Below are 24,837 nucleotides of genomic sequence, written 5' to 3'. Positions count from 1 at the left end.
TGGTTTGAAGTGGCTGGTCGGCCCGCTCGTTGCGGGCTAGTTAGATCGCGGACTCAAACTATGCTGCGCTTCGAAGTCCTTCATATACGAGGCCAGTGCCTGCACGTCTTCCATGGTGACGGCGTTGTACACGCTGGCGCGCATGCCGCCGACGAGGCGATGGCCCTTGACGTTTTGAATCTGGTGCTCGGCCGCGCCTGCGACAAAGGCGGCGTCGAGGTCGGCATCGCCGGTACGGAACGTGACGTTGGCGATGGAGCGACTGTCTGTCTGTGCGGTGCCGTGGAATAGTTTGCTGTTCTCGAGCAGGTCGTAGAGCAGGTTGGCCTTGGCCCAGTTGCGCTCGGCCATGGCGGCAAGTCCGCCGGTCTGTTCAACCCAATGGAACACCTTGCCGCACACGTAGATGCCAAAGGTGTTGGGCGTGTTGAGCATGGAGCCCTTGGCGGCTTGGGTCTTAAGGTTCAGGTACTGCGGCGTCTGCGCAAAGGCCGGGTCGTCGGCGATCAGGTTGTCGCGCACGATGACCACGGTCACGCCCGCGGCGCCGGCGTTTTTCTGCGCACCGGCGTAAATGAGCCCGTAGCGCTCAACGTCGAGCGGCTGCGACAGAAAGCAGCTCGAGACATCGGCGACCAGCGGCACATCGCCACAGTTGGGCAGCTCGTGGTACATGGTGCCGAAGATGGTGTTGTTCTGGCAGATGTAGACGTAGTCGAGCCCGTCGCCCGTGGCCTCGGCGGCAATACGCGCGTTGATGTCGGCCATGTCGGGGATGCGGTCGAAGTTGGTGTCTTCGGAGCTCGCGAGCAGCACGGCCTCGCCGTACTTGGCGGCCTCCTTGTACGCCTTGTTGGCAAAGTTGCCGGTCACGATGTAGCCGGCGCGCCCGCGGCGCATGAGGTTCATGGGGATGCCCGCAAACTGCAGCGTGGCGCCGCCCTGCAAAAACAGGACACGGTAATTGTCGGGGATGCTCAGCAGGCGGCGTAGGGTTGCCTCGGCGTCGTCGATGATCTGCTGGTACATGCTAGATCGATGGCTCATCTCGAGCACGGACATGCCGCAACCGCGGTAGTCCATCATCTCGTCGGCGATCTCGGCGAGCACGCTTGTGGGCAGTGCGGCCGGGCCAGCTGAGAAGTTGTGCACACGTGCCATCTTCTAGTTCCCCCTCGTAGTCGTTTGAACGTTCGGGATACTTTAGCACAGTGGAGCGCTAGGCGCGACCGCATCACGGTAAAACTCGAGTGCGCCGCTATGATTTACAGGATGGTTACATGGGGGAGGGCGGTCGCAAGGTCTATATCGCCGGGATATACCGTGACAGGTACTCTTTGAGCGCGGGGTCGCACACATAGAGATACGTTCCTAACATGCCGCGCGTCATGAGGACGTAGTAGGCGTTGACGATGATCTTTTGCAGATCATCGTCGCTTGCCTTTTTCTTGGCAACGGCATCTTTGAAGTTTGCCCTGTTAACGTTGACTGCATCTTTGTTCGAATCGTAGTAAATGTCGGGACCCAGAATTACGAATCCGTAGTTGAGGTCGTAGCCTTGTACCGTATGAATGCATCCGACTTCGTTGACGGCGTTGGCGGAGTTAACCCAATCCTTCTGGGTTGAGTTCCAGCGTTTGGGAATGCCCTCGATGACGATATCGAACGCATCTTTGTTATTCTTCGTTTCCCACTTCCACGCAAAGCCTGCCATCATGCGGGATAGACCAACTTCTTCTTCCTTGGTTTGCTGCAGAGAGCAGAAGTCCTCAAATCGGTCGACGATTCCAAACTGGTATCTGGGGATATCGCTGTCCGGATCCCCGGCTCGCGAATCGTAAGGCTCCTATGAAAAGAGTGCTTTGAACTTCATGCCGGCATGCATGTACGCTTTGTTATCAAGCAGGTCGTAGACAAAATCGAGGTACTCATCGCCGCCACGCACGCGCATTTGGGTACTCAAGTTGAATTCTTCGGTCTCGATGCCGGCTTCTTCGAGTTGGTTGAGTCGCTGCTCAAGGCCATCTCGGTTGAGTCCCGATGCGCGGACTTGCTGTTTGGGGTCAAAGAACAGGTACGCCTTGTCGCAGCATTTGAAAATCCAATCCACCTGGCTGCTCGTGCGCGGCAAGCTGAGTCGTTCACATGTGTTGTAGAAAGCTCCGATGCCGGCGCCGGCGGATAAGTAGTTTCCCAGTCGGTGCGCCTCGTCGACAAGCAAGACGTCATACCGATCGTTTTTTGTGACGTCGTTGGGGCTCAGGATATCGCCGGGCTTTAACCCGGGGAGGAAGTGCGTGAGTTTTTTGAGCGTCTTGCTCAGAGACTCCATGGGCGTCACGAAGCCGACCCGCAGACCGGAAAGGTTCGGCTCATTTTTGATTTTGAACATGAGACTGATGGCGAGGATTGTTTTGCCTGTTCCCGGCGCGCCGTTCACGACGGTTACGCGCTCTTTCTTGGGACCGCCGTGTTTAATGTCTTCATGCTCTTGCTCGAGCCGCCTGTAAATCGCCTCAATCGTTTCGTATTGATCGGGCGTGAGCGTTTTGAAGGGCGAGAATTTGAACAGGTCGGTATTCTCGAGCTCTTCGATGGGGTGGATCGCATAGTTCTCTTCGCGAAGCTTTGTCCAGAGGTCTCTGAACTTCTGGCGATACTGAGGTCGCTCAAAATAATCGAACTGGGCATAGCCATTGTTGGCGTTGGTTACCTGGTATTTTTCGTCAGCGCAGAACAGCTCGATAAGTCGATTCTCAAACTCAAATGTTGCTGACTGATTGAAGGTTGGATTGTCAATCAGGAGGGTCCGGTCGAAGTCTTTGTCCACGTTTGCGGCGTGTTGCTTCATGCGGCGTCGATAATTGGTCGTTTGACCGATGTACGCCGTTTTGTTTTTACTGTTGGTCAGAATATAGAGAACGGGCCAACTCTCGTCATGGTGGAATCCGGGCTTTGGCGTGCCAAAGTCCTGCAGCGATTCGCTTGCCTCGAAGGGTTGGGGGAGGGGAAGCGTGTATTGTCGAAGGGCGAACTCATTACTCATGGTGGGCCGCCTTTCTGTATTCGCTGGAGCTGGTGTCGACGGGATAGCGCTCGCCGTTGCGTTTGAGTTTGGACGAGAGCGCCTTTGGGAGGTCGATTCCGTTTAGATCGGCGAAACGTAGGAGAAAGAGGAGCGTGTCGGCAACTTCGTCTTCGATGGCTTGGCGCTGATCAGGGCTATCGAACATTTCTGCAATGCGCTTGTCGCTCATAAAGCGGAAAAGCTGAAGGAGTTCGGAGGACTCTGTCGCTATGCCGATGGCAAGTTCCTTTGGAGTGTGATATTTGCGCCAATCGTGCGCATCACAAAAATCTCTGACTTGTTCTGTCATGGCAGTGAGCTTGTCCATCATCCGTAACCTCCCTGATGTTCATTGTTTTATTATGGCCGTATCTGGAGTTTATTGCACATCAGTTGGGACGTGCGGTTTGTCCGGCCGCGATTGCCCGGTAGGAGGATTCACCGTGAAGATTGAAGTTGATGTAGACCAGCTGCGCGAGGGCTTGCTCGACTACGCGGGGAGCGCGGCTGGCGTGGGCTTTCCCGCTGCCATGCTCGACGTGATGGATATCGAGGACGAGTCGCCCCAAGAGCTCCTAGCCCGAGCCGAACGCGAAGGCCTCGACCTCCGCGACTTTGCTGTGGGTGACAGCTAGTAGCTGAAGAGGGACGGGCTGCTAGGAAGCTAGCGTGGCGATGACGGCTTCGTCGCCGGCGTATATTAGGGTGTTGCCATCGGGGATGATGGTTTGGCCGTCGCGCTTGAGCATCACCACGATAAACGGGTGCTTGCCCTGCGGCACGTCGCGCAGGCGCTGACCGGCCAGGCGACCGTGGGGCGTCACGGTGACCTCGCGCAGCGTAACCTCGGCACGCTCTTCGAACGTTGGGGCTGCCATCACCAGAAGGTCGCCTTCCTCGATGACGGTATCGCCGTTGGGCAGTACCGGGTGTGCCCCGTCGCGCAGCACCAAGACCACGAGCATGTCCGTCGCGCTGCCAATATCGGCGAGCGAGCGCCCGGCAAACGGATGGCCAGCGCCCACCTTGAGCTTTACAAACGACATGCCGTCCTCGTCGTGGTAGTCGTTAAAGGTGCGGCGCACGTCGCCGGCCGCATCGATCATATCGAGTTTCTTCGCCACCGCCGGCAGTAGCGAACCCTGCACCACAATGCTCGATACGGCAATCACAAACACCAGGTCAAATAGGTCGTGTCCGCCGGGAACGCCGGCCACCACAGCAAAGAGGCTAAAGACGACCGAAGCCGCGCCGCGCAAGCCCGCCCAGCTTACGAGCGCAACCTGGCGAGGGCTCGTCTTAAAGGGCGCCAGCAGCAGACCGACGGCGATGGGGCGGCTCGCAAAGAGCATAAACGCCATGAGCGCCAGGCCGGGTAGCAGCATTTGCGGCAGGCGCGCGGGCGTGACGAGCAGGCCGAGCAAGAAGAAGATCGTCATCTCGGCCATCTCGGTAAGGGTGTCAAAGAAGTGCGCCATCTCGACCTTGCCGGTGATGTCGCTCGCGCCCAGCACAATGCCTGCCAGGTATACGGCCAAAAAGCCGTTGCCGCCCAGGTAGCTCGGCAGTGCGTAGGCGACGATCGCCACGGCGAACAAAAAGATAGTCTGCGCGCCCTCGGCCGTTGCGTGTGCGCGCTCAATCAGGCGGCTGGATATCCAGCCGATGGCAAGGCCCAGCCCCACGCCCAGGATGATCTGCTTGGCCAGCAGCACGGGAATGTCGATGTTGCCACCCGCCGCGAGGGTGGCGAGTACCGCGGTGAGCATGTAGGCGACGGGGTCGTTGGAGCCCGATTCGACCTCGAGCAGCGAGTCGGTGCCGCCCTTTAGCGACAGGTTGTGCTCGCGCAGCACGCTAAAGACGCTCGCCGCGTCGGTCGACGCCACGACCGAGCCCAGCAGCAGGCCGCCGATCCAGTCGAAGCCCAGTGCGAAGTGTGCGAACACGCCAGTGATGCCGGCGGTGGCGATAACGCCGAGCGTGCTCAGCAGCACAGCGGGCGCGGCGACGGGTTTGGCACGGTCGATGTTGGTGTTAAAGCCGCCGTAGAACATGATGAACAGCAGCGCCGTGCTGCAGACGGTTTCGGTGAGCGCGTAGTCGCTAAAGTCGATGTGCGCCGGACCGTTGACGCCGAGCAGCATGCCGAGCGCAATAAAGATGAGGAGGGTGGGGAAGGGGAGTTTTTTGCCGACGGGTTTGATGGTCAGGCACAAAATGATGACGAGGCCGATAAAGAGAAGTATCTGGTTCATGGATAGTGTCCGCTCCTGGGTGGTTGGCGTGGCACGGTCAGTTGTCTGCGGTTATTTGTACCCAAAGGTGGTGGGTTTATGGGGGCGGATTACGGGCGTGCGCGATATCGTCATAGACGGCTGCCGTCTTTGCCTCTGCTCGGAAACCCTTTCCAGCTTTATTGCAACGGAGTACAATGGGTAACGTTTAAGTTCAACTTGAAGTTTTAGTTGCGGCGCCGGGCTTAGACCGCAATGCAAGGAGAGGCGTACCATGGCGATCTATGTGACATCTGATGCTCACGGGCACGTGCGTGCGCTTGACGAGGCCCTGTCTAAGATCTCGTTGACGTCCGACGACACGCTGTACGTGCTGGGCGACATGATCGATCGCGGGCCCGATCCGGTCGGCGTTATTAAGCTCGTGCGCTCGCTGCCCAACGCCCACGTGCTCAAGGGCAATCACGAGCAGATCATGCTCGATGCCATCATTGGCCAGGACCCGCTCGATGCCGAGACCTGGGATATCAACGGTGGCTGGACGACGAGCGAGCAGCTCAACGACATGGAATTTGAGGCATACGAGGAGCTCGTGCGATGGATGGCCGCGCTGCCGCTCTACGCGGTGGCCGAGACCGAGGAGCGCCCGTACCTGCTGGTGCATGCCGGCATCCAGACCGAGGCGGCGCGCGCGTTTTTGCTTGAGCATGGTGTCGATTGCGGTGACGGCAGGGGAGCGGTCGATGCCGATAGCGAGCTGCTGCGGCAAATGCTCGCCGTGCAGTCGTCCGATGACCTGCTGTGGATTCGTCACGGCTATTGGGATGCGCCGACGGGACTGCTTTCTGCCGAGGGCGAGGGCCCGGTCGTGGTGAGCGGCCACACGCCCACGGTGTCGCTTGGGCGCTATTGCGAGGTTGGCGGCCTGGCGGGGCTCGATGAGGAGTCGGGCCGCGGGCAGATTGTGCGCCTGGGTGGCGAGGATACCGCCGGCGTGCCCGATCGCATCGACATCGACTGCGCCGCCGCCACCGGCTCCGAGTTCGGTCGCGTGGGCATCCTGCGGCTCGATGATGGGGCGGAGTTCTACGCGAACATCAACCCGGGCGAATAATCGGTGCAAGTGGTAGCTAATTTGGGACGGGGCTTTTTTGACTACTCTTGCCCTTCTGCCCGCTAATTGATTTCTCTGGGACGGGGATTAAATAATCATTTGGCTGCCCGCTGGCTAAGTGAGTAGACTTTTTTGGAAATGCCGAGCACCCAACATATTTGCCTCAATAAAACCGCAGGTCACAGACTTGTGCTCTGTCGGTGTGGTCAGGGATTCGGTAAAAATCTACTCACTTAGTTTTACGTAATGCATATTGTCTTCAACGAGACCCCAGCCGGGGCGATTCCATCGCAAATTCCGGTGACCGGGGCAGCTAATTAGGCGCCGTAGGGGTTGCGGTCGCGCTCGATGCGCTGGCGGATGTGGGCGTACTCGATTATCAGCAGCACCAGGAGTAGGGCCATGATGGCTAGGTAGCTCACCACGGCGCCCATCAGACCCAGCAGCTTAATCAGGATCACCGGCAGCACCACGCTTACGGCGAAGCAGATCAGGTAGATCTTGGTGACATCGCCGGCGTGGCGCAACACCGTGATGATGGCGTAGATAAAGTCGATTGCCGCGGTGACGCCGCCGGCGACAACCATTAGCAGTGCCAGCGTGCGGTAGCGCTCAAAGTTGAGGCCGTACATAAAGCTCATGATGGGGATGCCGGGGCCTGCCATAAATGCGGCGCACGCTCCGGTAATGACCACGATCAGTGCCATAACGGCAACAATAATCAAGTCAAAGCGGCGACGCTTGCGCGGATTCGCCCAAATGCTCGACAGACGTAGGAGCTGCGGTTTATAGATAAATCCAATGCTCAACAAAATAGCCTGCGCTGGAAAGAACAGTGCATTAAAGTACAGCTGGTATTTGTAGGCCAGTGTGCCTTCCATCACGAACTTGGGCATGCTCTCGATGAGGTTGAACAGGAACAGCGCACCAAAGAGCGGGGCGCACTGGATAAACAGGTGACCAGCCTCGCGCAGACTCATACGGCGTGATTTTTCGGTTTCGAGCAGGGCGAGCGGGGCGGTGACCAGCACGAGCGAGGCAATCGCGGCGATGCCCATGGCCATGGCGGCGATGGGCATGCTGCGCGTGAGGAACAGTGCCACGCTAAAGACCGCGATGACGCCGACGGATCGTAGCGTTTGGCTCATGCCGGCCAGGTAGAGTTTGTCGGCCTGCTGCAGGCGTCCCTCGTACACGTCGGCAATGCCGTCGATCACCTTATACAGGTAGACGCCCAGGCCGATTGTGGCCATCTGCGCATCGTAGCCGCGGGCGCTGCTGTATACCAGGCCGCATGCCAGCGCGAGCGCTCCGCAGATCCAGCGGTTGAGCTGGTAAGAGGCAAAGGACGTCTTTTCGTCGATGTCCGAGACCTGGAAATTGCGCACGCCGTAGTTGCACGCGATCATGATGAGCGTGCCGGTGACAAAGGCGATGGAGAATTTGCCAGCCTCCTCGGCGCCCACGAGCTGTGTGGACACGATGGTGAGCAACGGAAACACCATGCCCCACACGGCGGTGCCCAGGGTATTCCAAAGGTTGTCGCGACGGGTGGCGTGATCTTCGTACTCGGCTTCTTGCGTGGAGAAGCCGCCGCCGTAGACGGCTCCGAGCAGGCGGTTCCACCAGGCATTGACCATGCGGTGGATGGGGCCGGGCTGGCGATCGCGCTCGCGGCGACGGCGTGTGGCCTGGCTGCTGTCGGGACCGCCGGCGTTACGCTGGCTTAGCTCTTGGATTCGTGCGAGCTCCTCGGCGGTGTGCGATGCGGGGAACAGGCCGTTCTCGATGCGTCCGCCCTGCCCGTGCGCCCCGTCCGATACGGTGGGGTCGGCGACGCCATTGCGGCGGGCGATGGCGCGGCGAATGCTATCGATGGGCGTGATGCTCAAAGCGGAGTCCTTTCTATTGCTACGCTCTAGTATAGACGCGACGGTGTTCGTTCGTGTTTTTGAACAGGTTGTTCGATAATTTCGGCGGCGCCATTCAGTAGACGGCATTTGGGGACGTTCCTTATGTGCCGGCACTTTGGGAACGTCCCTAAGTGCCGGCATCCGGGGTCGCTCCTTGGTTGTTGCCTGTTCAAGAGTGTCCCTAACGACTAGGCCGCTTGCCTGCGATTTTTGACCGTTGGGCGGGCGCTTCGCCGTTGCCGCAAAAACGTTTTTGCATATCGGGTACAACGGGCTTTACGTGAGTAAAGTGCGCGCCGCGTCCACGTGTCGCGCTTTTAAAGGAGGCCCCATGCCTGGTGTTACCCCTGCAGAAGTTCTGTCCAACTTTGGTATTGCGCTGGTCGAAGATCCCGCCGAGAATCAACCCCGTCTGCTGGTCGATCTACCCGCCGCGGAGCTCGTCGAGCACGCTATCCGCCGCGAAGAAGGCCGCATGGCATCCAACGGCGCGCTGGTGATCGAGACGGGGGAGCGTACCGGCCGTTCGCCCAACGACCGCTTTATCGTCGACACGCCCGACGTGCACGACAAGATCGCCTGGGGCGCCGTCAACCGCCCGCTTTCTGCCGAGAGCTACGAGGCCATCAAGGCCGGTATCGTCAACTACCTCAACGAGCGCGATGTGTTCGTCACTCGCGGTATGGCCGGTGCCGATCGCAACCATACGCGTCGCCTGCTTGTCGCCTGCGAGCGTGCCAGCCAAGCGCTCTTTATTAAGCAGATGCTCGCCCGCCCGCTTGCCCGTGAAATCGCACGCACCGGCGAGCCGGACTTCTGTGTGCTCGCCGCGCCGGGCTACCAGTGCGATCCCGCCATTAAGGGCCTCAACTCCAGCGCCGCCGTGGTCATCAACTTCCAGGAGCGCGTGATTTTGGTTGCCGGCACCGGTTACTCCGGCGAAATCAAAAAGTCCATCTTCAGCGTCATGAATTACCTGCTGCCCGTCGAGGACGACGTGCTACCCATGCACTGCTCGGCCAGCATGGATCCCGTCACGCACGAGACCGCCGTGTTCTTTGGCCTTTCGGGCACGGGCAAGACCACGCTTTCGGCCAACCCCACGCGCCTACTGATCGGCGACGACGAGCACGGTTGGTCCGACATGGGCATCTTCAACATCGAAGGTGGCTGCTACGCCAAATGCGAGGGCCTGGACGCGTTCCACGAGCCCGAGATCTTCAACGCTGTCCGCTTTGGCGCGATCTGCGAAAACGTGGTGCTCGACGAGAACCGCAAGCCCAACTACGACGACATCTCGATCACGCACAACACGCGCGTGGCATACCCTGTGGAGCACATTCCCAACGCGTGGACCAAGGGCATGGGCACCACTCCAAGCGTCGTGCTCTTCCTGACCTGCGATGCCTTTGGCGTGCTGCCGCCCATCTCGCGCCTGACGGCCGACGCCGCCATGTATCACTTTGTGACGGGCTTTACGGCCAAGATCCCCGGCACCGAGGTCGGCGTCACCGAGCCCACGCCCACGTTCTCTTCGCTGTTTGGCGAGCCGTTTATGCCGCTCGACCCCATGGTCTATGCCAAGATGCTCGGTGAGCGCATCGCCGACGGCCGCACGCGTGTGTACCTGGTCAACACCGGCTGGATCGGCGGCGGCTACGGCGTGGGTCATCGCATCGAGCTTGCCTACACGCGCGCCCTGGTGGCCCGCGCCCTCGACGGTACCATCGAGGACAGCGAGTTCGTGCACGACGACATCTTTAACGTCGACATTCCCACCACGTGCCACGGCGTACCCGACGGCATCCTGGTGCCGCGCCAGTATTGGCAGAGCACCGCTCGCTACGACGAGGCCGCGCACAACTTGGCCGTGATGTTCGAGGAGAACTTCGAGAAGAAGTACTCGCACCTGCCCGAATCCGTCAAGGCCGCCGGTCCGCACGCTCAGGTGCACGCCGACGCCCGTCATCGCGGCCACGGCCTGCTGGGACTTCGCCACTAGCGTCGCCTCAGACCCAAAACCACCATAAAGGGGACAGGCACCTTTGTGGTGGTTTTACTCGCGCGGATGACTCGGGTTACAATACGCCTAACATATCGCTCCCTTCTCCGGATGGGGGCAGCGTAAGCGCTCTTGTGGCGGCACCGTAGGCCTTTGAAGGTGGCCGTCGTAAGGGCGCTTTTTGTTTAGGCGCCCTCGCTCGGGCGCGCACGATGAAGGGAGAGCGCATGAAGAGCTTTATTGCCGAGGATTCGTTTTGGGAGCTATTTCCGCAGGCGGCTGTCGGTGTTGCGGTCGTAAAGGGCATGAAGCCCGCGGCTCAGATTCCTCAAGAGGACGTGGACGCGATTGCGGCGTTGCTCGACCGCGCCAATATCGACGCGGAGCGTCATCTGACCAGCGATACTATCAGCGAGAACGCACCGGTCAAGGCATGGCGCGAGGCTTATCGGCTGTTCAAGACCAAAAAGGGCGCGCGTTGCTCAATTGAGAACCTGCTCAAGCGCGTGCTCAAGGGCAAACCGGTGGGCCACATTACGCCCGCGGTGGACATCTACAACACGGTGTCGCTGACCTACGCGCTGCCCGTTGGCGGCGAGGACCTGCATGCGATTGAGGGGGATCTTCGCTTGAAGGTGACTGACGGCGGCGATGCGTTCCTGCCACTTGGCGAGGAAACGGATGACCCGACGCTGCCCGGCGAGCTCGCCTATATCGATGATGCGGGCGCCGTATGCCGCTGCTGGAACTGGCGCGATGGCGTTCGCACGGCGCTGTCCGACGATTCGGCCGATGCATTCCTGGCGATTGAGTGCGTGGAGCCCGAGCGGATGGGGGATTGCCAGGCCGCGATCGATCGCTTAGCCGAGCTGCTTGAGCGCTATCTGGGAGCGACGGTTGTCGTTAAGACGCTTGTGACCCGCGACAATCCCTGCGTGGAACTGTAGCGACGCCTGCGGATCATGTTCGCCGGTCAAAACCACTACAAAGGTGCCTGTCCCCTTTGTGGTGGTTTTTATGTTGATGGGTTAACAAATGGGATATTTGGGTATGGGTGTTGCCTTGTGCGGCTAAGATGTTTACCCGTTAGCATCATGCAAGCGAAAGGCGGTCGTCTCCCATGCAGCAGAACGACGAGACACGTTTCGAGGACTTTGTCGGACTGATCAGCGGGCTCTACAAGGAGATCCAGCGCATTAAGACATCCGAGGGCGCAAGGCTGGGCCTCAAGGGCTCCGACGTTATGTGCCTGTACTATCTTGAGCGCAGCAAGGACGGCCTGACTGGCGCTGACCTGGCTCGCATGGCAGGCGTGACCCGTGCCGCCGTCTCGCGCACGCTCGCGCATCTGGAGGAGGGCGGCTACGTCGAGGTCGACGACTCGGGTGATGCAGCCGTTAAGTATCGTGCCCCGGTGCGCCTGACCGCTCTGGGCGGCGAGAGCATGAGCGAGGCGGACCGCATCATTCGCGAGGTGCTCGACACCACCGGTAAGGCTATGGGTGTGGAGCAGCGCGAGCAGATGTATGCGTCGCTGCGTACGATTCTCAACACCCTGCGTGAGATCTAAGGCCGCCAAGGCATTTGCTTCCCATTAAAAACTGCATAGTCCCGTTTGAGCGCGTATGCCGTGCCGGGGCATTGCTGTCAAAATTCCCCGCGCGGGACCTGCGCAAGAAAGGATTCGTTATGTCCGTCCGCATTATTACCGATTCCGCAAGCGATATGTCGCCGGCGGAGCACCCCGCTCTGCGTGTTCTGCCGCTGTCCGTCACCTTTGGCACCGATGTGTATATGGATGGCGTCGACATCGATCACCAGCGCTTTTACGAGATGCTTGTGGAGCGCGATGAGCTGCCCAAGACCGGTCAGGTCAACCCGTACGCCTTTTCGCAGGCGATTGCCGAAGCGCGTGAGGCCGGCGATGAGGCCGTGATTATTACCGTGGGCGCCAAGCTCTCGGGCACCAATCAGAGTGCCCGCACCGCACTTGCCGAGGCCCCGGGCGGCGATGTGTACGTGGTGGATAGCAATAACGTTACCCTGGGCGAGCGCGTGCTGGTCGAGTATGCCCTGCGCTTGGTGGACGAGGGCCAGGGCGCGGCTCAGGTTGCGGCGGCTGTCGAGGCCGTGCGCGACCGCGTGGTCGTCATCGGCCTGCTCGAGACGTTGGAGTACCTGGTGCGCGGCGGTCGCCTGTCTGCTGCTGCCGGCGCCGTGGGCACGCTGCTCAACGTAAAGCCCGTTGTGGCTGCCGAGGACGGTCTGATCGTGCAGCTGGGCAAGGCGCGCGGTTCCAAGAACGGCCGTAACCTGCTCAACCAGAAGGTCGAAAAGGCAGGCGGCATCGACTTTTCCATGCCGCTGGCGCTCGGCTATACGGGCCTTTCGGATGCGGTGCTCAAGAAGTATATCGAGGACAGCGCGGCACTGTGGGCTGGCCACACCGAGGGCGAACTGCCCGTTCACACCATCGGCGCCACCATCGGCACCCATGTAGGCCCCGGCGCCGTAGCCGTAGCCTTCTTCCAGCCCGTTAACTAGCCCACCTGCCAAAACCACCACAAAGGGGACAGGCACCTTTGTGGTGGTTTATGCTATTCCGGGTGGAAGGGAGCGAGCAATGGCGTCTGAGGGCTTTTTTGAGCGGGTGTACGAGGTGGTCGAGCAGATTCCCGAGGGGATGGTCGCCACGTATGGTCAGGTGGCGCTGCTTGCTGGACGTCCACGAAGTGCGCGGTACGTGGGGTATGCCCTGCATGGCAATCCGCGCCCCGGCGAGATTCCCTGTCACCGCGTGGTGTTTGCCGATGGCCGCATATGCGATGGTTTTGCTTTTGGCGGTCCCGATGCTCAACGTGAGCTTTTGCTAGGGGAGGGTGTGGCGTTTAAGGACGACATGCACGTCGACTTGGCCGCCTGTCGCTGGCCTGCAGGGCTCTAGCGGCTCTGCCGTGGCTTAAACCACCACAAAGGTGCCTATCCCCTTTGTGGTGGTTTTAGCAGGTTTACCGAGGTTAACTTATGGAGAAGGTATGGCGGCGCGGTTTGTCGCAGCAAAGTAAACCACGGTGAACTATATTGTTTTCAGCAACGGAGCAGGCAATAGGCGATGAAAAAGCCTGCCCTGTTGAGTTTGATTCGCATTCCTCCCCTCTGTGCGATTCAACGGTGTACTTCGGGAACAGGCCCGCTGGCAACTATCTGCCAGCGGGCCTGTTCCTGTTTCGGTGAGGATTCAGCCTCACCGTCTATGTTGTGCGAAGGCGCTTTGCCTAGTACACCATGCCCATGGCGTCCTGAACCTCGCCCAGGGTCTGCTCGGCGATCTCATTGGCGCGACGGTTGCCCTCGTGCAGGACGTCCTTTACGTAATCCAGGTCGTTCTCGTAGCGCTGGCGACGCTCACGGATCGGCGCGAAGTACTCGTTGACGGCCTCGGTCACGTACTTCTTGAGCTGGCCGGAGCCGCCCATGCCAATCTCCTCGGCAATCTCGACTTCGGAACGGCCGGTGCAGATGGCGGCCGTCGAAAGCAGACCGGACACGCCGGGGCGGTTCTCGGGATCGAACGTGATCATGCGCTCGGAGTCGGTCTGGCTCTTCTTGATGCGCTTGGCCGTCTCCTCGGCGGTCATCGAGATGTTGATGGCGTTACCGTAGCTCTTGCTCATCTTGCGACCGTCCAGGCCCGGCAGCAGCGGGGTCTCGGACAGCAGTGCGTCGACCTCGGGGAACACCTTGCCGTAGCGGTTGTTAAAGCGGCGGGCGATGGTGCGGGTGAGCTCGATGTGCGGCAGCTGGTCGCGACCGACGGGCACCACATTGCCCTTGCAGAACAGGATGTCGCAGGCCTGGTGCACCGGGTAGGTGAGCAGAAGGCCGGTGAGCTCGTGGCCCGAGGCCTCCATCTCGGCCTTGACCGTGGGGTTGCGCGCCAGCTCGGCCTCGGACACCAGCGACAGGAACGGCAGCATGAGCTGGTTGGCGGCGGGCACGGCGGAGTGCGCGTAGATCATGGTCTTGTCGGGGTCGATGCCGCAGGCAAGGTAGTCCATGACCATGTTGTACACGTTGTCCTGGATGTGCTCGGTCGTGTCGCGGTCGGTGATGACCTGGTAGTCGGCGATGAGTACGTTGGTCTTGGCACCCATGTTCTGCAGCTCCACACGGCCCTTGAGGGTGCCGAAGTAGTGACCCAGATGCAGACGGCCGGTGGGGCGGTCGCCGGTGAGCATGGTGAACTTGTCGGGCGTCTTGGCCAGGCCCTCGCGAATGGCGTTGCTCTTCTGCAGAGCGACTTCGTAGCTGTTCTCGTTTGGCATAATTGCTCCTAACGTATGTTCATGGGTCAAGATGATAACGCGTTTATTGGAGGGGCGGGGCGTAAGTAGGCGAGGGGCTGGCAAGGGGTGGCTTACGCGATTGATGCGATGTAGTTGCACTTGGTCAGCGATGCCTTGGCACATTCTCGGCAGCTTACCCTAGAGCTTGTGGTGGCGCTCTTCCTTACGTTCTTCGGCTGCCTGCTCCTCCTGCTTAAAGGCGGGGTCGTCGGGGGTGACGAGCTCATCCTCGTGTGTGCGCTTGTTGTAATGGTGGCGCAGCACGGGCTCAAACAGATGTAGATGCTTGGCAAAGGCCGCCGAGCCAATGGCGAGCACGGTAAAGATGAGCACGCGCATGGGCACCTCGACCTGGTTAATCGCGGCGGCGCCGGCCGAAAGCATAATGCACCAGGCGTAGATGAGGAGCACTGCCTGTTTTTGGTTGTAGCCCTCTTGGATCAGGCGGTGGTGGATGTGGCCCTTGTCGGCCTGCCCGATGCTAATGTGGGCGCGCTTGCGGCGCACGATGGCGCTAAACGTGTCGATGATGGGCACGCCGGCAACGATGAGTGGGATGATAAGCGAGGTGAGCGCGGCGGTGCGGCTCACGTTGAGCAACGAGATGGAGCCCAGCGCAAAGCCCAGAAGCAGCGACCCCGAGTCGCCCAAGAAGATGCTTGCGGGGTTGAAGTTGTAGCGCAAAAAGGCCAGGCAGGCGCCAAAGAGCGCAATGGAGAGCGCGGCGGCGTCGATGCGGCCCGAGAGAACGGCCATCGAAAACATGGTGAACGACGCGATGCCGCAGATGCCCGTGGCCAAGCCGTCGAGGCCGTCGATGAGGTTAATGATGTTGGTGAATGCCACCAGATAGATCACGGTGATGGGGTAGGCGAGCCATCCGAGCATGATCTCGCCGGGGGCAAACGGGTTGACGATGACGCCGATGCGCAGGCCGCCCACGCAGGCGATGAGCGCGGCGAGGACCTGACCGGCCAGTTTTTGCTTGGGCTTGAGCTGGAAGACGTCGTCGATAGCGCCGGTCGCAAAGATGACGGTAAAGGAGAGCGCCAGCATGGGATAGCTAATGTGAAGGCGCGGGTGCGGCACCAGGACGGGCGGCCAGCCTAGGTGCCAGGTGCCTAGGATTTGCACAATGCAGGCAACGACCAGGCCCAAAAACACCGCCGTTCCGCCCAAACGCGGGATGGGCTTGGTGTTGATGCGGCGCTTGGAAGGATAGTCGACGGCGTCGAGCTTAATTGCCAAGCGCTTGACCAGGGGCACAATGAGGAAGGTCGTGATAAAGGCCGCCGCTGCCACGCATAGGTACGGTATGTAGCTCGGGGATGAAGCCATGAATCTAAAAACCGCCAAGCGTCGAAGGAAAAGGTCAGAAGAACGCCATGCGCAAAGGGCATAGCCGAACCATGATACTCGACCACGGGGGGTGCATGGAATTGCATGCAGCGATAATCACGCGCTTACCAGATATTGGGATGTTGTCGATGGCTTGTCGGGATACCGGCGGGGATCCATATGGGCTGTAATGGTGGTTTTCGGCAAATGAAAACCACCCCCCACGTTACGAAAATGAACCCACCTAAAACAGGTGGGTGCCCTCATCGACTGTTCCAGCGTCCTTAACAACGAAGGATACCTGTACTAGGTACGACTGTGTGGGCTCCCTAAATAAACGCGACGGTTCACCCAGTTGCTCCGCGGGGGGCGGAATACCTACATTATAAAGCGGCACTTTATCGATTCCAGTCTTGACATTACAAAAATCGTGTCGGACGATTACGGCGCCTTGGGCTCGAGCCGTCTGTGCGGTTGGTCCCTTTACGTTTGAGCTGCTGAATCATTGTTTTGGAGCATGTTTTTATGCCGACGTCGTTGACCGAACTTTTTTCGCCCGCCTGCCATTTGTGTCCGCGCCGTTGCGGTGCGGCGCGCGACGAGGGCGCGCGTGGCGTGTGCGGCGCCGACAACACGCTTAAGGTCGCCCGCGCGGCGCTCCATATGTGGGAGGAGCCGCCCATTTCGGGCGAGGCCGGCTCGGGTACGATTTTCTTTAGCGGCTGTTCGCTCAAATGTATCTACTGCCAAAACCACGAGATCTCGACGGGCAATTTCGGTCTTGAGATTTTGCCCGAGCGTTTGGTCGAGATTATGCTGGAGCTGCAGGACCAGGGCGCCAATAACATCAACCTGGTGACGGCGACGCACTATGCGCACCTGTTGCCTGCCGCGATTGCCGCGGCACGGACGCGCGGGTTGGTCATCCCAATTGTCTACAACACGAGTGGTTACGAGCGCGCGAGTGCCGTGGCGGCGCTGGGCGACCTTGTCGACGTGTGGCTTACGGACTTTAAATATGCCGATGCCGGGCTTGCTCAGTCGCTTTCTCATATTAAGGACTACCCGCGCGTGGCCGTGTCGGGTCTGGCCCAGATGGCGCGCGAGATTGAGCGCCGCGGGGGAGAGCTGGTAGACGAGGACGGGCTCATGAGGCGCGGCATAATCGTGCGTCATCTGGTGCTGCCGGGGCATGCGGACGATTCGTGCCGCGTGTTGGACCTGGTGTGGCAGACGGTGGGCGACGTGCCGATCTCGGTCATGAACCAGTACACGCCCAATGCCCTCATGCGCGAACAAGGCGGCGACCTGGCGCGCGCCGTGACGCGCGAGGAGTACGAGCAGGTGCTCGACCATGCCGACGACCTGGGCTTTACGACGATGTTTTGGCAAGAAGGCGGCGCGGTAGACGAGAGCTTTACCCCGGCGTTCGATACCACCGGTGTTCTTACTAGTGCTCAAACCAGCTAATCTGGGACGAGGCTCTTTGAGTAGTCTTTTTGGGACGGGGCTGTTTTAGCTACCCCTGCCGCTGTTCGACCAAACCGTTCGCGTTGTCTGTCGGGGTAGCTAAAACAGCCGCGTCCCAAAAAGACTGGGTATTGGGCGTTGACAGTTGGCGAGCCGTAGGTAAAATATCAACTTGTCTTGGGGACGTAGCTCAGTTGGGAGAGCGCTGCCGTCGCATGGCAGAGGCCGAGGGTTCGACTCCCTTCGTCTCCACCCTTGGATTTGATAAGCCGCTGACATTGTGTCGGCGGCTTTTTTTAAAAGAAAGGGCTGTACCATGGCCAAGCTTGAGTCCCAACCACTGTCTGCCGAGGAACGCGCCGAGTTGGAAGAGCTCCGCGCCGAGAAAGCTCGTCGCGAGGCCCAGGAAGAGGCACGCCGCGAGCGTGAGGAGCTGGCCGCCCTGCGTGCCGAGCGCGAGAAGGCCGAGGAGGCCGCCGCGAACGTCGCCCCCGCGCCCAAGCCCGCCGCCGCGAAGCCCGCGCCCACCGCACCTAAACCTCAGCCTAAAAAGGTCGCTCGTTCCAAGTCCGTCGAGCCCAAGCCGAGCCGTGACGAGATGACCTTTGCCCAGCGCATGGTTACCTCCAAGGAGCCTACGGGCGAGAACGAGATCCCTGGCATGGCGCCGGCTCAAAAAATCATCATTGTCCTTGCCCTCATCGCGTTTGTCATCTTTATGGGCTACACGATCCTGACCAGCATGGGCCTGCTCTAGCCCATTCGCGCTGGGTGCCATGCCCGAACACTCTGCCCTTTTCCAACCCTCAACCTCTGCACAACGCATCCGAAAGGTCGCCCCATGGCTTTGACCGACATCTCGCATCCCACCGACATTGCAATGCTCACCGATCTGTACGAGCTCACTATGGCCCAGGGCCTGTGGGAGAGCGGCAAGGCCAATGAGCAGGGTTGTTTTACCGCGTTTTACCGCGACCATCCCTTTGGCAGCGCCTATGCCGTCATGTGCGGCACCGCCGAGCTGCCCGAGCTGGTCGAGAACCTGCGCTTTACGCCCGAGGATATCGACTACCTCGCCTCACTCCAGGCCCCGGCCGGCGGTGCGATGTTCAAGCCTGCATTCCTCGACTACCTGCGCGATTTTCATGCACATGTAAACATCGACGCCGTCCCCGAGGGCGAGCTCGTCTTTCCGCGCGAACCCATGGTTCGCGTCACCGGTCCCGCGCTGGAGTGCCAGCTGCTCGAAACGGCGCTGCTCAACATCGTCGGCTTCCAGACGCTTGTCGCCACCAAGACGGCGCGCGTGGTGCTGGCGGCGGACGGCCGTCCCGTTGCCGAGTTTGGCCTGCGCCGCGCCCAGGGTCCCGATGGCGGGCTGGCCGTCGCGCGCGCGAGCTACGTTGCCGGCTGCTCCTCTACGTCCAATGTGCTCGCCGGCCGCCGCTACGGTATTCCCGTCTTTGGCACGCATGCGCACAGCTGGGTCATGAGCTTCGACTCCGAGCTCGAGGCCTTCCGCGCCTTTGCCAAGTCGAGCCCCAAGAATTGCACGCTGCTCATCGACACCTACGACGTACGCGAGGGTTGCGAGCATGCCATTACGGTTGCCAAGGAGATGGAAGCGGTGGGCGAGCGCCTGTCGGCCATTCGCATCGACTCCGGCGACCTCGCCAAGCTCTCCAAGTATGTGCGCGGCCGTTTTGATGCCGAGGGCCTGCCCTATGTGGGGATCTCGGTTTCTAACGATTTGGATGAGTACACGATTCAGTCGCTGCTCGACCAGGGCGCGCCTATCGATAGCTTTGGCGTGGGCACCAAGCTCGCGACCTGCTACGACCAGCCGGCGCTGGGCGGCGTGTACAAGCTCGCCGCCCGCCGTGCGAGTGAGACGGACCCGTGGACGCCGGTGGTCAAGCTCTCCGAGCAGCCCTACAAGCGCACGATCCCGGGTGTGCAACGCGTGCGCCGTTATTACGACGGCTTTGGCGGCCCAGTCTGCGACATGATCTACGACGAGGACCATCTGGCGGGGGAGGGCGCCGCGCGCGGCAATACCCTCGTGGCCGTGAATGATGCCGCTCTGGTGACCGACGTGTCCGAACTTGAGTATCGCGAGCTGCTGGTGCCGATCGTGCGCGATGGCAGTGCGGTGGCTCCGCGTGAGAGCATCCAGGACGCGCGCGAGCGTTGCGCCTGGGCACTTGACCATCTGGACGCAGCTTTCAAGCGCTTCCTGTACCCGCAGACCTATGTGGTGGGCATGGAGCAGGGCCTGGCTCAGGTGCGCGACGAGCTCGTGCGCAAGAACATGGCTGCGGCTTCGGCCTTCCCCTGGGCAAAATGATCCGAAGGGGACGGAGGAAAACGGATCATTTTCGTCCGTTCCGCACCAGGCGCCCCGACTGCCCCAGCTCGCCCGAACGCTCGACATTCGATTGGTTTGACGTATGACGACTTCTTATAAAACGATGGTGGTAAAGATCGGTTCGTCCACGGTGGTGGGCGCCGACGGCAAGGTCAACCGCGCCTTTATCGGCGGGCTTGCCGACCAGGCCGCAGCGCTGCGCGAGCTTGGCTGGCGCCTGGTCGTGGTGAGCTCGGGTGCCATTGCCTGCGGCTATCCCGTGCTGGGCTTCGACCGCAAGCCGGTCGGTGACCTGCCGAGCCTGCAGGCCTGCGCCTCGGCCGGTCAGTGCATCATCTCGTCGGCCTACGACGAGGAGTTCCATGCGCGCGACCTGCTCACCTCGCTCGTGCTGCTCACGCGTCACGACACGGCGCGCCGCACGTCCTACCTGCACGCGCGCGACGCCCTGCTGCGCCTGGTGGAGCTGGGCGTGGTGCCGGTCGTCAACGAGAACGACACCGTTACCGTCGATGAGATCAAGTTCGGCGACAACGACACGCTGGCGGCGCTTGTGAGCTGCCTGGTTTCTGCCGATCTGTGCGTGACGCTCTCGGACATCGATGGCCTCTACACCGCCAATCCGCATGAGGATCCGACGGCCGAGTTTATCCCGGTCGTGCATAAGATCGATGCCAAGATTATCGCCTCGGCGGGCGATTCTTCCACATCGGTGGGTACGGGCGGCATGATCACCAAGATTCGCGCGAGCCGCATTCTCATGACGGCGGGCATTCAAAGCGTGATTTGCTCGGGCGAGGAGCCCGATGCGCTCGTGCGTCTGGCCCGCGGCGAGAGCGTGGGTACGCTGTTCGATCCGCCGGCGGAGCGCCTGGACATTGCGCCGCGCAAGTTGTGGATCGCACTGGGTGACAAGGCGCATGGCTCGGTGACGGTCGATGATGGCGCCGCGAAGGCGCTGGTCAGCCGCGGATCGTCGCTGCTCGCGGTGGGTATTCGCGAGGTCGATGGCCAGTTTGCCGAGGGCGATGTGCTCGACGTGTGCGACCCGAGCGGCATGGTTGTCGCCCGTGGTATCGCCGAGGCCGATTCGGACGTGCTGGAGCTTGCAGCCGGCCGCCGCCAGGACCAGATTGCCAGCAACCGCCTGCTCGCAGACCTGGCCGAGAAGCCCGCGATCCATAGGGACAACTTGATAGTGTTCGCCTAACCAATTGACGCTGCAAACGCCCCTAAGCGGCAATCTGACGTTCAATCGTCGGGCATAACCAAAAGGTCAATGCCCTCCTCTTTCACGTCACCTTGCTCGCTTAGGGGCGTTTTCGCTTTCTGTCCTCTACCAGCGGCATTGTCGTTGCCGGCACTTGGGGACGTTCCTATTGTGCCGGCAGACGGGGACACTCCTTTGCTAGAAGATCTGGCGCAGGTCTCCGCGGTTGAGGGCTTCGTCGAAGAGGTGCTTGAACACCACGCTGCCGTGCAAGCCGTCGTGCTCGAACTCGTTGGTCACCCAGGCATGCGAGTTGCCCACGCGGCTGAGCGTATCGAGCTGCATGCCCGAGTCCACGTACATGTCATCGAAGTACACCGCGGCCTGCAGGGGCACCTCGTTGCACGCCAGGCGCTGCGGGTCGTAGATCTTGTCCCAGCTTGTGTCTTCCATAAGCAGATCCATCGCCGGCTTGAAGGGCTTAAGTTCGGGCATCTGCTCAAACATCCACGGGAACATGGCCTCGCCGGTAAACATGAGCGGTCGCGTGAGCGTGTCGAACTCGGCACGATGGGCCTTCTCTTCTGCCGCGGCCCAGCGAATGGGCATGGTGTCGCCGTCGGCGTAGATGAACTCCTGAAGCGTCCAGTACAGCGGATTCGTGCGCGTGTTGGTGCGCTCGAAGGCGCGCATCAAAAAGCTGTCGGATACCGAGGCGCCGCAGGCCAGCGTGCCGTCGCCGTCAACAAAAGCATGATCGATAATCCAATGCATGCGCTCAAAGCTCGGCTTCATGCCAAAGTCGCTGCCCATGAGCTGCAGGCGTTCGACCGTCATCGGCGAGCCGTCGGGTAGCACGGGCTTTTGCTCCTCGAGGGCATCTGCCAGGGCCGCCACGCGCTCGACGTCGGCGGGGTAGCGGTTGTAATACTGCTGCGTCTTGGCAGCCATGCGCGGGAAGGTGTGCGCGTAGACCTCGCTTGCGCTCGCCGGTACGTGGGGGATGCCGCCGCAGGTAAAGCTTGCCGCCACGCCCTCGGGGAAGAGCGACAGGTAGCTCAGCGTCAAAAAGCCGCCGTAGCTCTGCCCGAGCGTGACCCAGGGCCTGCCGCCAAAGCCCACCAGGCGCAGGTACTCAAAATCGCGCACGATGGAGCTGGCGAGGTGGCGCTTGAGGAAGTCCGCCTGCGAGCGGTCCGCATCGGCGCCGGCTGCCTCGGCACGCTCGCCCAGTGCGGCAATCGTGCGTCCGTCTACACAGCTGCTGCGTCCGGTGCCGCGCTGGTCGGGCAGGACGACGCGGAAGTGCTTGACGGCCTCCTCGATCCAGCCGTCGCTTGTGGGTGACAGCGGACGCGGGCTCTCGCCGCCGGGGCCGCCCTGCAAAAACAGGAGCAGTGGCAGATCGTTGTTGATGCGGTCGGGCGCGCAAACCACACGGTAGAAGAGCTTGATGCTCTCGGGCGCACCTGCGATGGGCGCCGGCATGGCGCCGCGGCGCATGGTGCTGCCGACGGCCAGGAGCATCGGCTCCAGGCCGCGCCAGTCGAGGGGGACGTCGATGCTGTGGTCCTCGACATACAGGCCGGGGACGTGGTACGAAGTGATGAGGGCCATGTGAGTCTTCCGTTCGTTGCGGTGTTTCGGGTTGACCAATTCTACCGCCGCGGGCGAGGCCATGCGCAAATCGGCTACCATGGTTGCAAACTTCTAGGAGAAAGGGCCGCCCATGTCGGTCGATATAGCCACGTATGTCCACGATCTTGCCGTTGCCGCTAAGGCAGCGTCGGCCTCGCTTGCCACGGCGAGCGACGAGCAGCGCCAGGAGGCCGTGCGCGCCATGGCCGCAGCACTGCGCAACGGTGTCGACTCCATCGTTGCCGCCAACGAGCTCGATATGTCCGCCGCGCGCGATGCGGGGACCTCGGCGGGGCTCCTCGACCGTCTGCTGCTGACGCCCGAGCGCGTTGAGGGTATGGCCGCCGGCCTGGAGAAGCTCGCCGAGCTGCCCGATCCTGTCGGCCGCGTGCTCGACCACCGCGTGCTCGCAAGCGGCGTGGACCTCACCCGCGTGAGCGTGCCGTTGGGCCTGGTCGCCATGGTGTACGAGGCGCGCCCCAACGTGACGGCCGACGCCGCGGGCATCTGCATCCGCACCGGCAACGCCTGCATTCTGCGCGGCGGCTCGCTGGCCTATCACTCGTGTGCCATGATTTCTGAGCTGCTGGCCGATGCGCTCGAGACCAAGGGCTTCCCGCGCGAGGCTATCTCGATGATCGAGTCCACCGACCGCGAGGCCACTGGCGAGCTCATGAAGCTCCGCGGTATTGTCGACGTACTCATTCCGCGCGGCGGTGCAGGCCTGATCCAGCGCTGCGTGCGCGAGTCGCTTGTGCCGGTGATCGAGACGGGCACGGGCAACTGTCATATCTACGTGCATGAGTCCGCCGACTTTGATAAGGCGCTCAACATTATCGTTAATGCCAAGACCCAGCGTGTAGGCGTGTGCAATGCCGCCGAGTCGCTGCTGGTCGACCATGCTGTGGCCAATGTGTTTTTGCCTGCGGTCGTTGCCGTGCTGCACGACCACGGCGTGCTCATTCACGGCGACGAGGCCACGTGCGCCGCATGCGCCGACGCCGGGCTTGCCGAGGGCGATGACTACGTTGCCGCGACTGAGGAGGACTGGGGTCGCGAGTATCTGGCGCTCGAGATGAGCGTGAAGGTCGTGGCGAACGAGGACGAGGCCATCGCGCACATCAACCGCTACGGCACGATGCACTCCGAGGCCATCGTTGCAGAGGACACGGATGCTTGCGAGCGCTTCCTGGACGAGGTCGATGCCTCGGCCGTGTATGCCAACGCCAGCACGCGCTTTACCGACGGCGGCGAGTTTGGCCTGGGCGCCGAGATTGGCATCTCGACCCAAAAGCTCCACGCCCGCGGCCCCTTTGCCGCCGAGGCCCTCACCACCTACAAATACAAGCTCCGAGGCACCGGCCAGGTCCGCCCCTAACGCCCGCGCAAACAAAAACCACCACAAAGGTGCCTGTCCCCTTTGTGATGGTTTTGGAATTAAGCCTGAAAGGTGTCGCGGTCGGGGGCGAAGGACTGCATGGCCGCGATGGTACGGTCGAAGAGCTCGGGGAGCTCCCAGCCCAGCATCTCGGCACCCTGCGTAATCACGTCGCGCGAGCAGCCGGCGGCAAAGCGCTTGTCCTTGAACTTTTTCTTGAGCGACTTGGTCGTAAAGTCCATGACGCTCTTACTCGGACGCATGATGACGGCAGCACCGATCAAGCCGGTGAGCTCGTCGCAGGCAAACAGGATCTTTTCCATCTGCAGCTCGGGCTTGGGCAGCGAGGTGTTGAAGTCCGACGTGTGCGTCTGAATGGCGCGAATGAGATCGGGAGAGGCGCCCTCGCCTTCAAGGATCTCGGCCGCATAGATGGTGTGGTTCATGGGGTCGTCCTCATGCTCCTCCCAATCTAGGTCGTGCAGCAGACCGACGATGCCCCAAAACTCCTCGTTCTCGGGGTCGAACTCGCGCGCAAAGTAGCGCATGGTGCCCTCGACCGTTTCGCCGTGGGTGATGTGGAACGGGTCCTTATTGTGCTCGTTGAGCAATTCGAACGCACGGTCGCGGGTGATTCCGGCGGAAAGTGGCTCTGCCATAAAAGACTCCTTGTGCTCGCAGGTATCGCTAAGAATGAATACTACTAGAACGACTAGAACGAAAAAACCACCACAAAGGTGCCTGTCCCCTTTGTGG

20 protein-coding genes, 1 tRNA gene and 1 pseudogene are annotated in these 24,837 nt (G+C 61.1%); 13 read left to right on the top strand and 9 right to left on the bottom strand.

Going from position 1 to position 24,837, the window contains the following annotated elements; genetic code table 11:
- Window positions 1-36: 36 nt before the first annotated feature.
- From serC to DXD48_RS03215, 3 genes and pseudogenes are all read right to left on the bottom strand, one after another.
- Complete coding sequence (gene serC / locus DXD48_RS03230) at window positions 37-1,161, bottom strand: 3-phosphoserine/phosphohydroxythreonine transaminase (protein ID WP_117563974.1); 1,125 nt, start codon at window positions 1,159-1,161, stop codon at window positions 37-39.
- Between the two features lie 142 nt (window positions 1,162-1,303).
- A pseudogene (locus DXD48_RS03220) lies at window positions 1,304-3,046 on the bottom strand (DNA/RNA helicase domain-containing protein).
- Window positions 3,039-3,398, bottom strand: coding sequence for a nucleotide pyrophosphohydrolase (locus DXD48_RS03215; RefSeq protein WP_199407885.1), 360 nt, complete (start codon window positions 3,396-3,398; stop codon window positions 3,039-3,041). The pseudogene DXD48_RS03220 and the gene DXD48_RS03215 overlap by 8 nt, the downstream one beginning before the upstream one ends.
- Before the next feature lie 112 nt (window positions 3,399-3,510).
- On the opposite strand from DXD48_RS03215, the gene DXD48_RS03210 reads away from it, so the two are divergent.
- Window positions 3,511-3,702 carry a hypothetical protein gene (locus DXD48_RS03210; RefSeq protein WP_117563971.1) on the top strand — a complete coding sequence of 64 codons (192 nt, stop codon included), beginning with the start codon at window positions 3,511-3,513 and terminating at the stop codon, window positions 3,700-3,702.
- A 21-nt stretch (window positions 3,703-3,723) separates the two neighbouring features.
- Here the strand turns inward: DXD48_RS03210 and DXD48_RS03205 are convergent, their stop codons facing one another.
- Window positions 3,724-5,325 carry a potassium/proton antiporter gene (locus DXD48_RS03205; RefSeq protein WP_117563970.1) on the bottom strand — a complete coding sequence of 534 codons (1,602 nt, stop codon included), beginning with the start codon at window positions 5,323-5,325 and terminating at the stop codon, window positions 3,724-3,726.
- A 253-nt stretch (window positions 5,326-5,578) separates the two neighbouring features.
- Here DXD48_RS03205 and DXD48_RS03200 point away from each other — a divergent pair, with 253 nt between their 5' ends.
- Complete coding sequence (locus tag DXD48_RS03200) at window positions 5,579-6,418, top strand: metallophosphoesterase family protein (RefSeq protein WP_055252016.1); 840 nt, start codon at window positions 5,579-5,581, stop codon at window positions 6,416-6,418.
- A 317-nt stretch (window positions 6,419-6,735) separates the two neighbouring features.
- Here the strand turns inward: DXD48_RS03200 and DXD48_RS03195 are convergent, their stop codons facing one another.
- Entirely contained in the window at window positions 6,736-8,310 is a 1,575-nt protein-coding gene (locus DXD48_RS03195; RefSeq protein ID WP_233514958.1) for a lipopolysaccharide biosynthesis protein, read from the bottom strand.
- 352 nt (window positions 8,311-8,662) lie between these two features.
- On the opposite strand from DXD48_RS03195, the gene pckA reads away from it, so the two are divergent.
- From pckA to DXD48_RS03170, 5 genes are all read left to right on the top strand, one after another.
- Window positions 8,663-10,333, top strand: coding sequence for a phosphoenolpyruvate carboxykinase (ATP) (pckA, locus tag DXD48_RS03190; RefSeq protein ID WP_199407884.1), 1,671 nt, complete (start codon window positions 8,663-8,665; stop codon window positions 10,331-10,333).
- 227 nt (window positions 10,334-10,560) lie between these two features.
- Window positions 10,561-11,280 carry a B3/4 domain-containing protein gene (locus tag DXD48_RS03185; RefSeq protein WP_117563969.1) on the top strand — a complete coding sequence of 240 codons (720 nt, stop codon included), beginning with the start codon at window positions 10,561-10,563 and terminating at the stop codon, window positions 11,278-11,280.
- Window positions 11,281-11,453: 173 nt separating this feature from the next.
- Window positions 11,454-11,903 carry a MarR family winged helix-turn-helix transcriptional regulator gene (locus DXD48_RS03180; protein ID WP_022093866.1) on the top strand — a complete coding sequence of 150 codons (450 nt, stop codon included), beginning with the start codon at window positions 11,454-11,456 and terminating at the stop codon, window positions 11,901-11,903.
- A 119-nt stretch (window positions 11,904-12,022) separates the two neighbouring features.
- Window positions 12,023-12,877, top strand: coding sequence for a DegV family protein (locus tag DXD48_RS03175; RefSeq protein ID WP_117563968.1), 855 nt, complete (start codon window positions 12,023-12,025; stop codon window positions 12,875-12,877).
- 79 nt (window positions 12,878-12,956) lie between these two features.
- Window positions 12,957-13,277, top strand: coding sequence for an MGMT family protein (locus DXD48_RS03170; RefSeq protein ID WP_089572047.1), 321 nt, complete (start codon window positions 12,957-12,959; stop codon window positions 13,275-13,277).
- A gap of 331 nt (window positions 13,278-13,608) precedes the next feature.
- Here DXD48_RS03170 and trpS read toward each other — a convergent pair whose 3' ends face one another.
- Both trpS and DXD48_RS03160 read right to left on the bottom strand, forming a co-directional pair.
- Window positions 13,609-14,658 carry a tryptophan--tRNA ligase gene (gene trpS, locus DXD48_RS03165; protein ID WP_117563967.1) on the bottom strand — a complete coding sequence of 350 codons (1,050 nt, stop codon included), beginning with the start codon at window positions 14,656-14,658 and terminating at the stop codon, window positions 13,609-13,611.
- A 159-nt stretch (window positions 14,659-14,817) separates the two neighbouring features.
- Window positions 14,818-16,017, bottom strand: coding sequence for an MraY family glycosyltransferase (locus DXD48_RS03160; RefSeq protein ID WP_117563966.1), 1,200 nt, complete (start codon window positions 16,015-16,017; stop codon window positions 14,818-14,820).
- A gap of 525 nt (window positions 16,018-16,542) precedes the next feature.
- On the opposite strand from DXD48_RS03160, the gene DXD48_RS03155 reads away from it, so the two are divergent.
- The 5 genes from DXD48_RS03155 to proB all read left to right on the top strand — a co-directional run bounded on the left by DXD48_RS03155 (window position 16,543) and on the right by proB (window position 21,065).
- Window positions 16,543-17,487 (top strand): radical SAM protein, encoded by a 945-nt coding sequence (locus DXD48_RS03155; protein ID WP_117563965.1) that lies wholly within the window; start codon window positions 16,543-16,545, stop codon window positions 17,485-17,487.
- A gap of 179 nt (window positions 17,488-17,666) precedes the next feature.
- A tRNA-Ala gene (locus DXD48_RS03150) sits at window positions 17,667-17,739 on the top strand.
- A 64-nt stretch (window positions 17,740-17,803) separates the two neighbouring features.
- A complete protein-coding gene (locus DXD48_RS03145; protein WP_099431890.1) occupies window positions 17,804-18,244 on the top strand; it encodes a hypothetical protein in 441 nt (146 codons plus the stop codon).
- 84 nt (window positions 18,245-18,328) lie between these two features.
- Window positions 18,329-19,834, top strand: a complete 1,506-nt coding sequence (locus DXD48_RS03140) for a nicotinate phosphoribosyltransferase (protein ID WP_117563964.1) — start codon at window positions 18,329-18,331, stop codon at window positions 19,832-19,834.
- Between the two features lie 103 nt (window positions 19,835-19,937).
- Window positions 19,938-21,065 carry a glutamate 5-kinase gene (gene proB / locus DXD48_RS03135; protein WP_055252326.1) on the top strand — a complete coding sequence of 376 codons (1,128 nt, stop codon included), beginning with the start codon at window positions 19,938-19,940 and terminating at the stop codon, window positions 21,063-21,065.
- 198 nt (window positions 21,066-21,263) lie between these two features.
- Here the strand turns inward: proB and DXD48_RS03130 are convergent, their stop codons facing one another.
- Window positions 21,264-22,682, bottom strand: coding sequence for an alpha/beta fold hydrolase (locus DXD48_RS03130; protein WP_117563963.1), 1,419 nt, complete (start codon window positions 22,680-22,682; stop codon window positions 21,264-21,266).
- A gap of 112 nt (window positions 22,683-22,794) precedes the next feature.
- On the opposite strand from DXD48_RS03130, the gene DXD48_RS03125 reads away from it, so the two are divergent.
- Window positions 22,795-24,081 (top strand): glutamate-5-semialdehyde dehydrogenase, encoded by a 1,287-nt coding sequence (locus tag DXD48_RS03125; RefSeq protein WP_117563962.1) that lies wholly within the window; start codon window positions 22,795-22,797, stop codon window positions 24,079-24,081.
- Between the two features lie 59 nt (window positions 24,082-24,140).
- On the opposite strand, the gene DXD48_RS03120 is transcribed toward DXD48_RS03125, so the two are convergent.
- Window positions 24,141-24,740, bottom strand: coding sequence for an HD domain-containing protein (locus DXD48_RS03120; protein ID WP_055252329.1), 600 nt, complete (start codon window positions 24,738-24,740; stop codon window positions 24,141-24,143).
- Window positions 24,741-24,837 lie beyond the last annotated feature (97 nt).

The organism is Collinsella sp. TM05-37, assembly GCF_003436455.1.
Classification (GTDB): domain Bacteria; phylum Actinomycetota; class Coriobacteriia; order Coriobacteriales; family Coriobacteriaceae; genus Collinsella.
The sequence above is the reverse complement of the archived record's forward strand: the minus strand, read 5'-3'. Positions and strand labels throughout refer to the sequence as shown.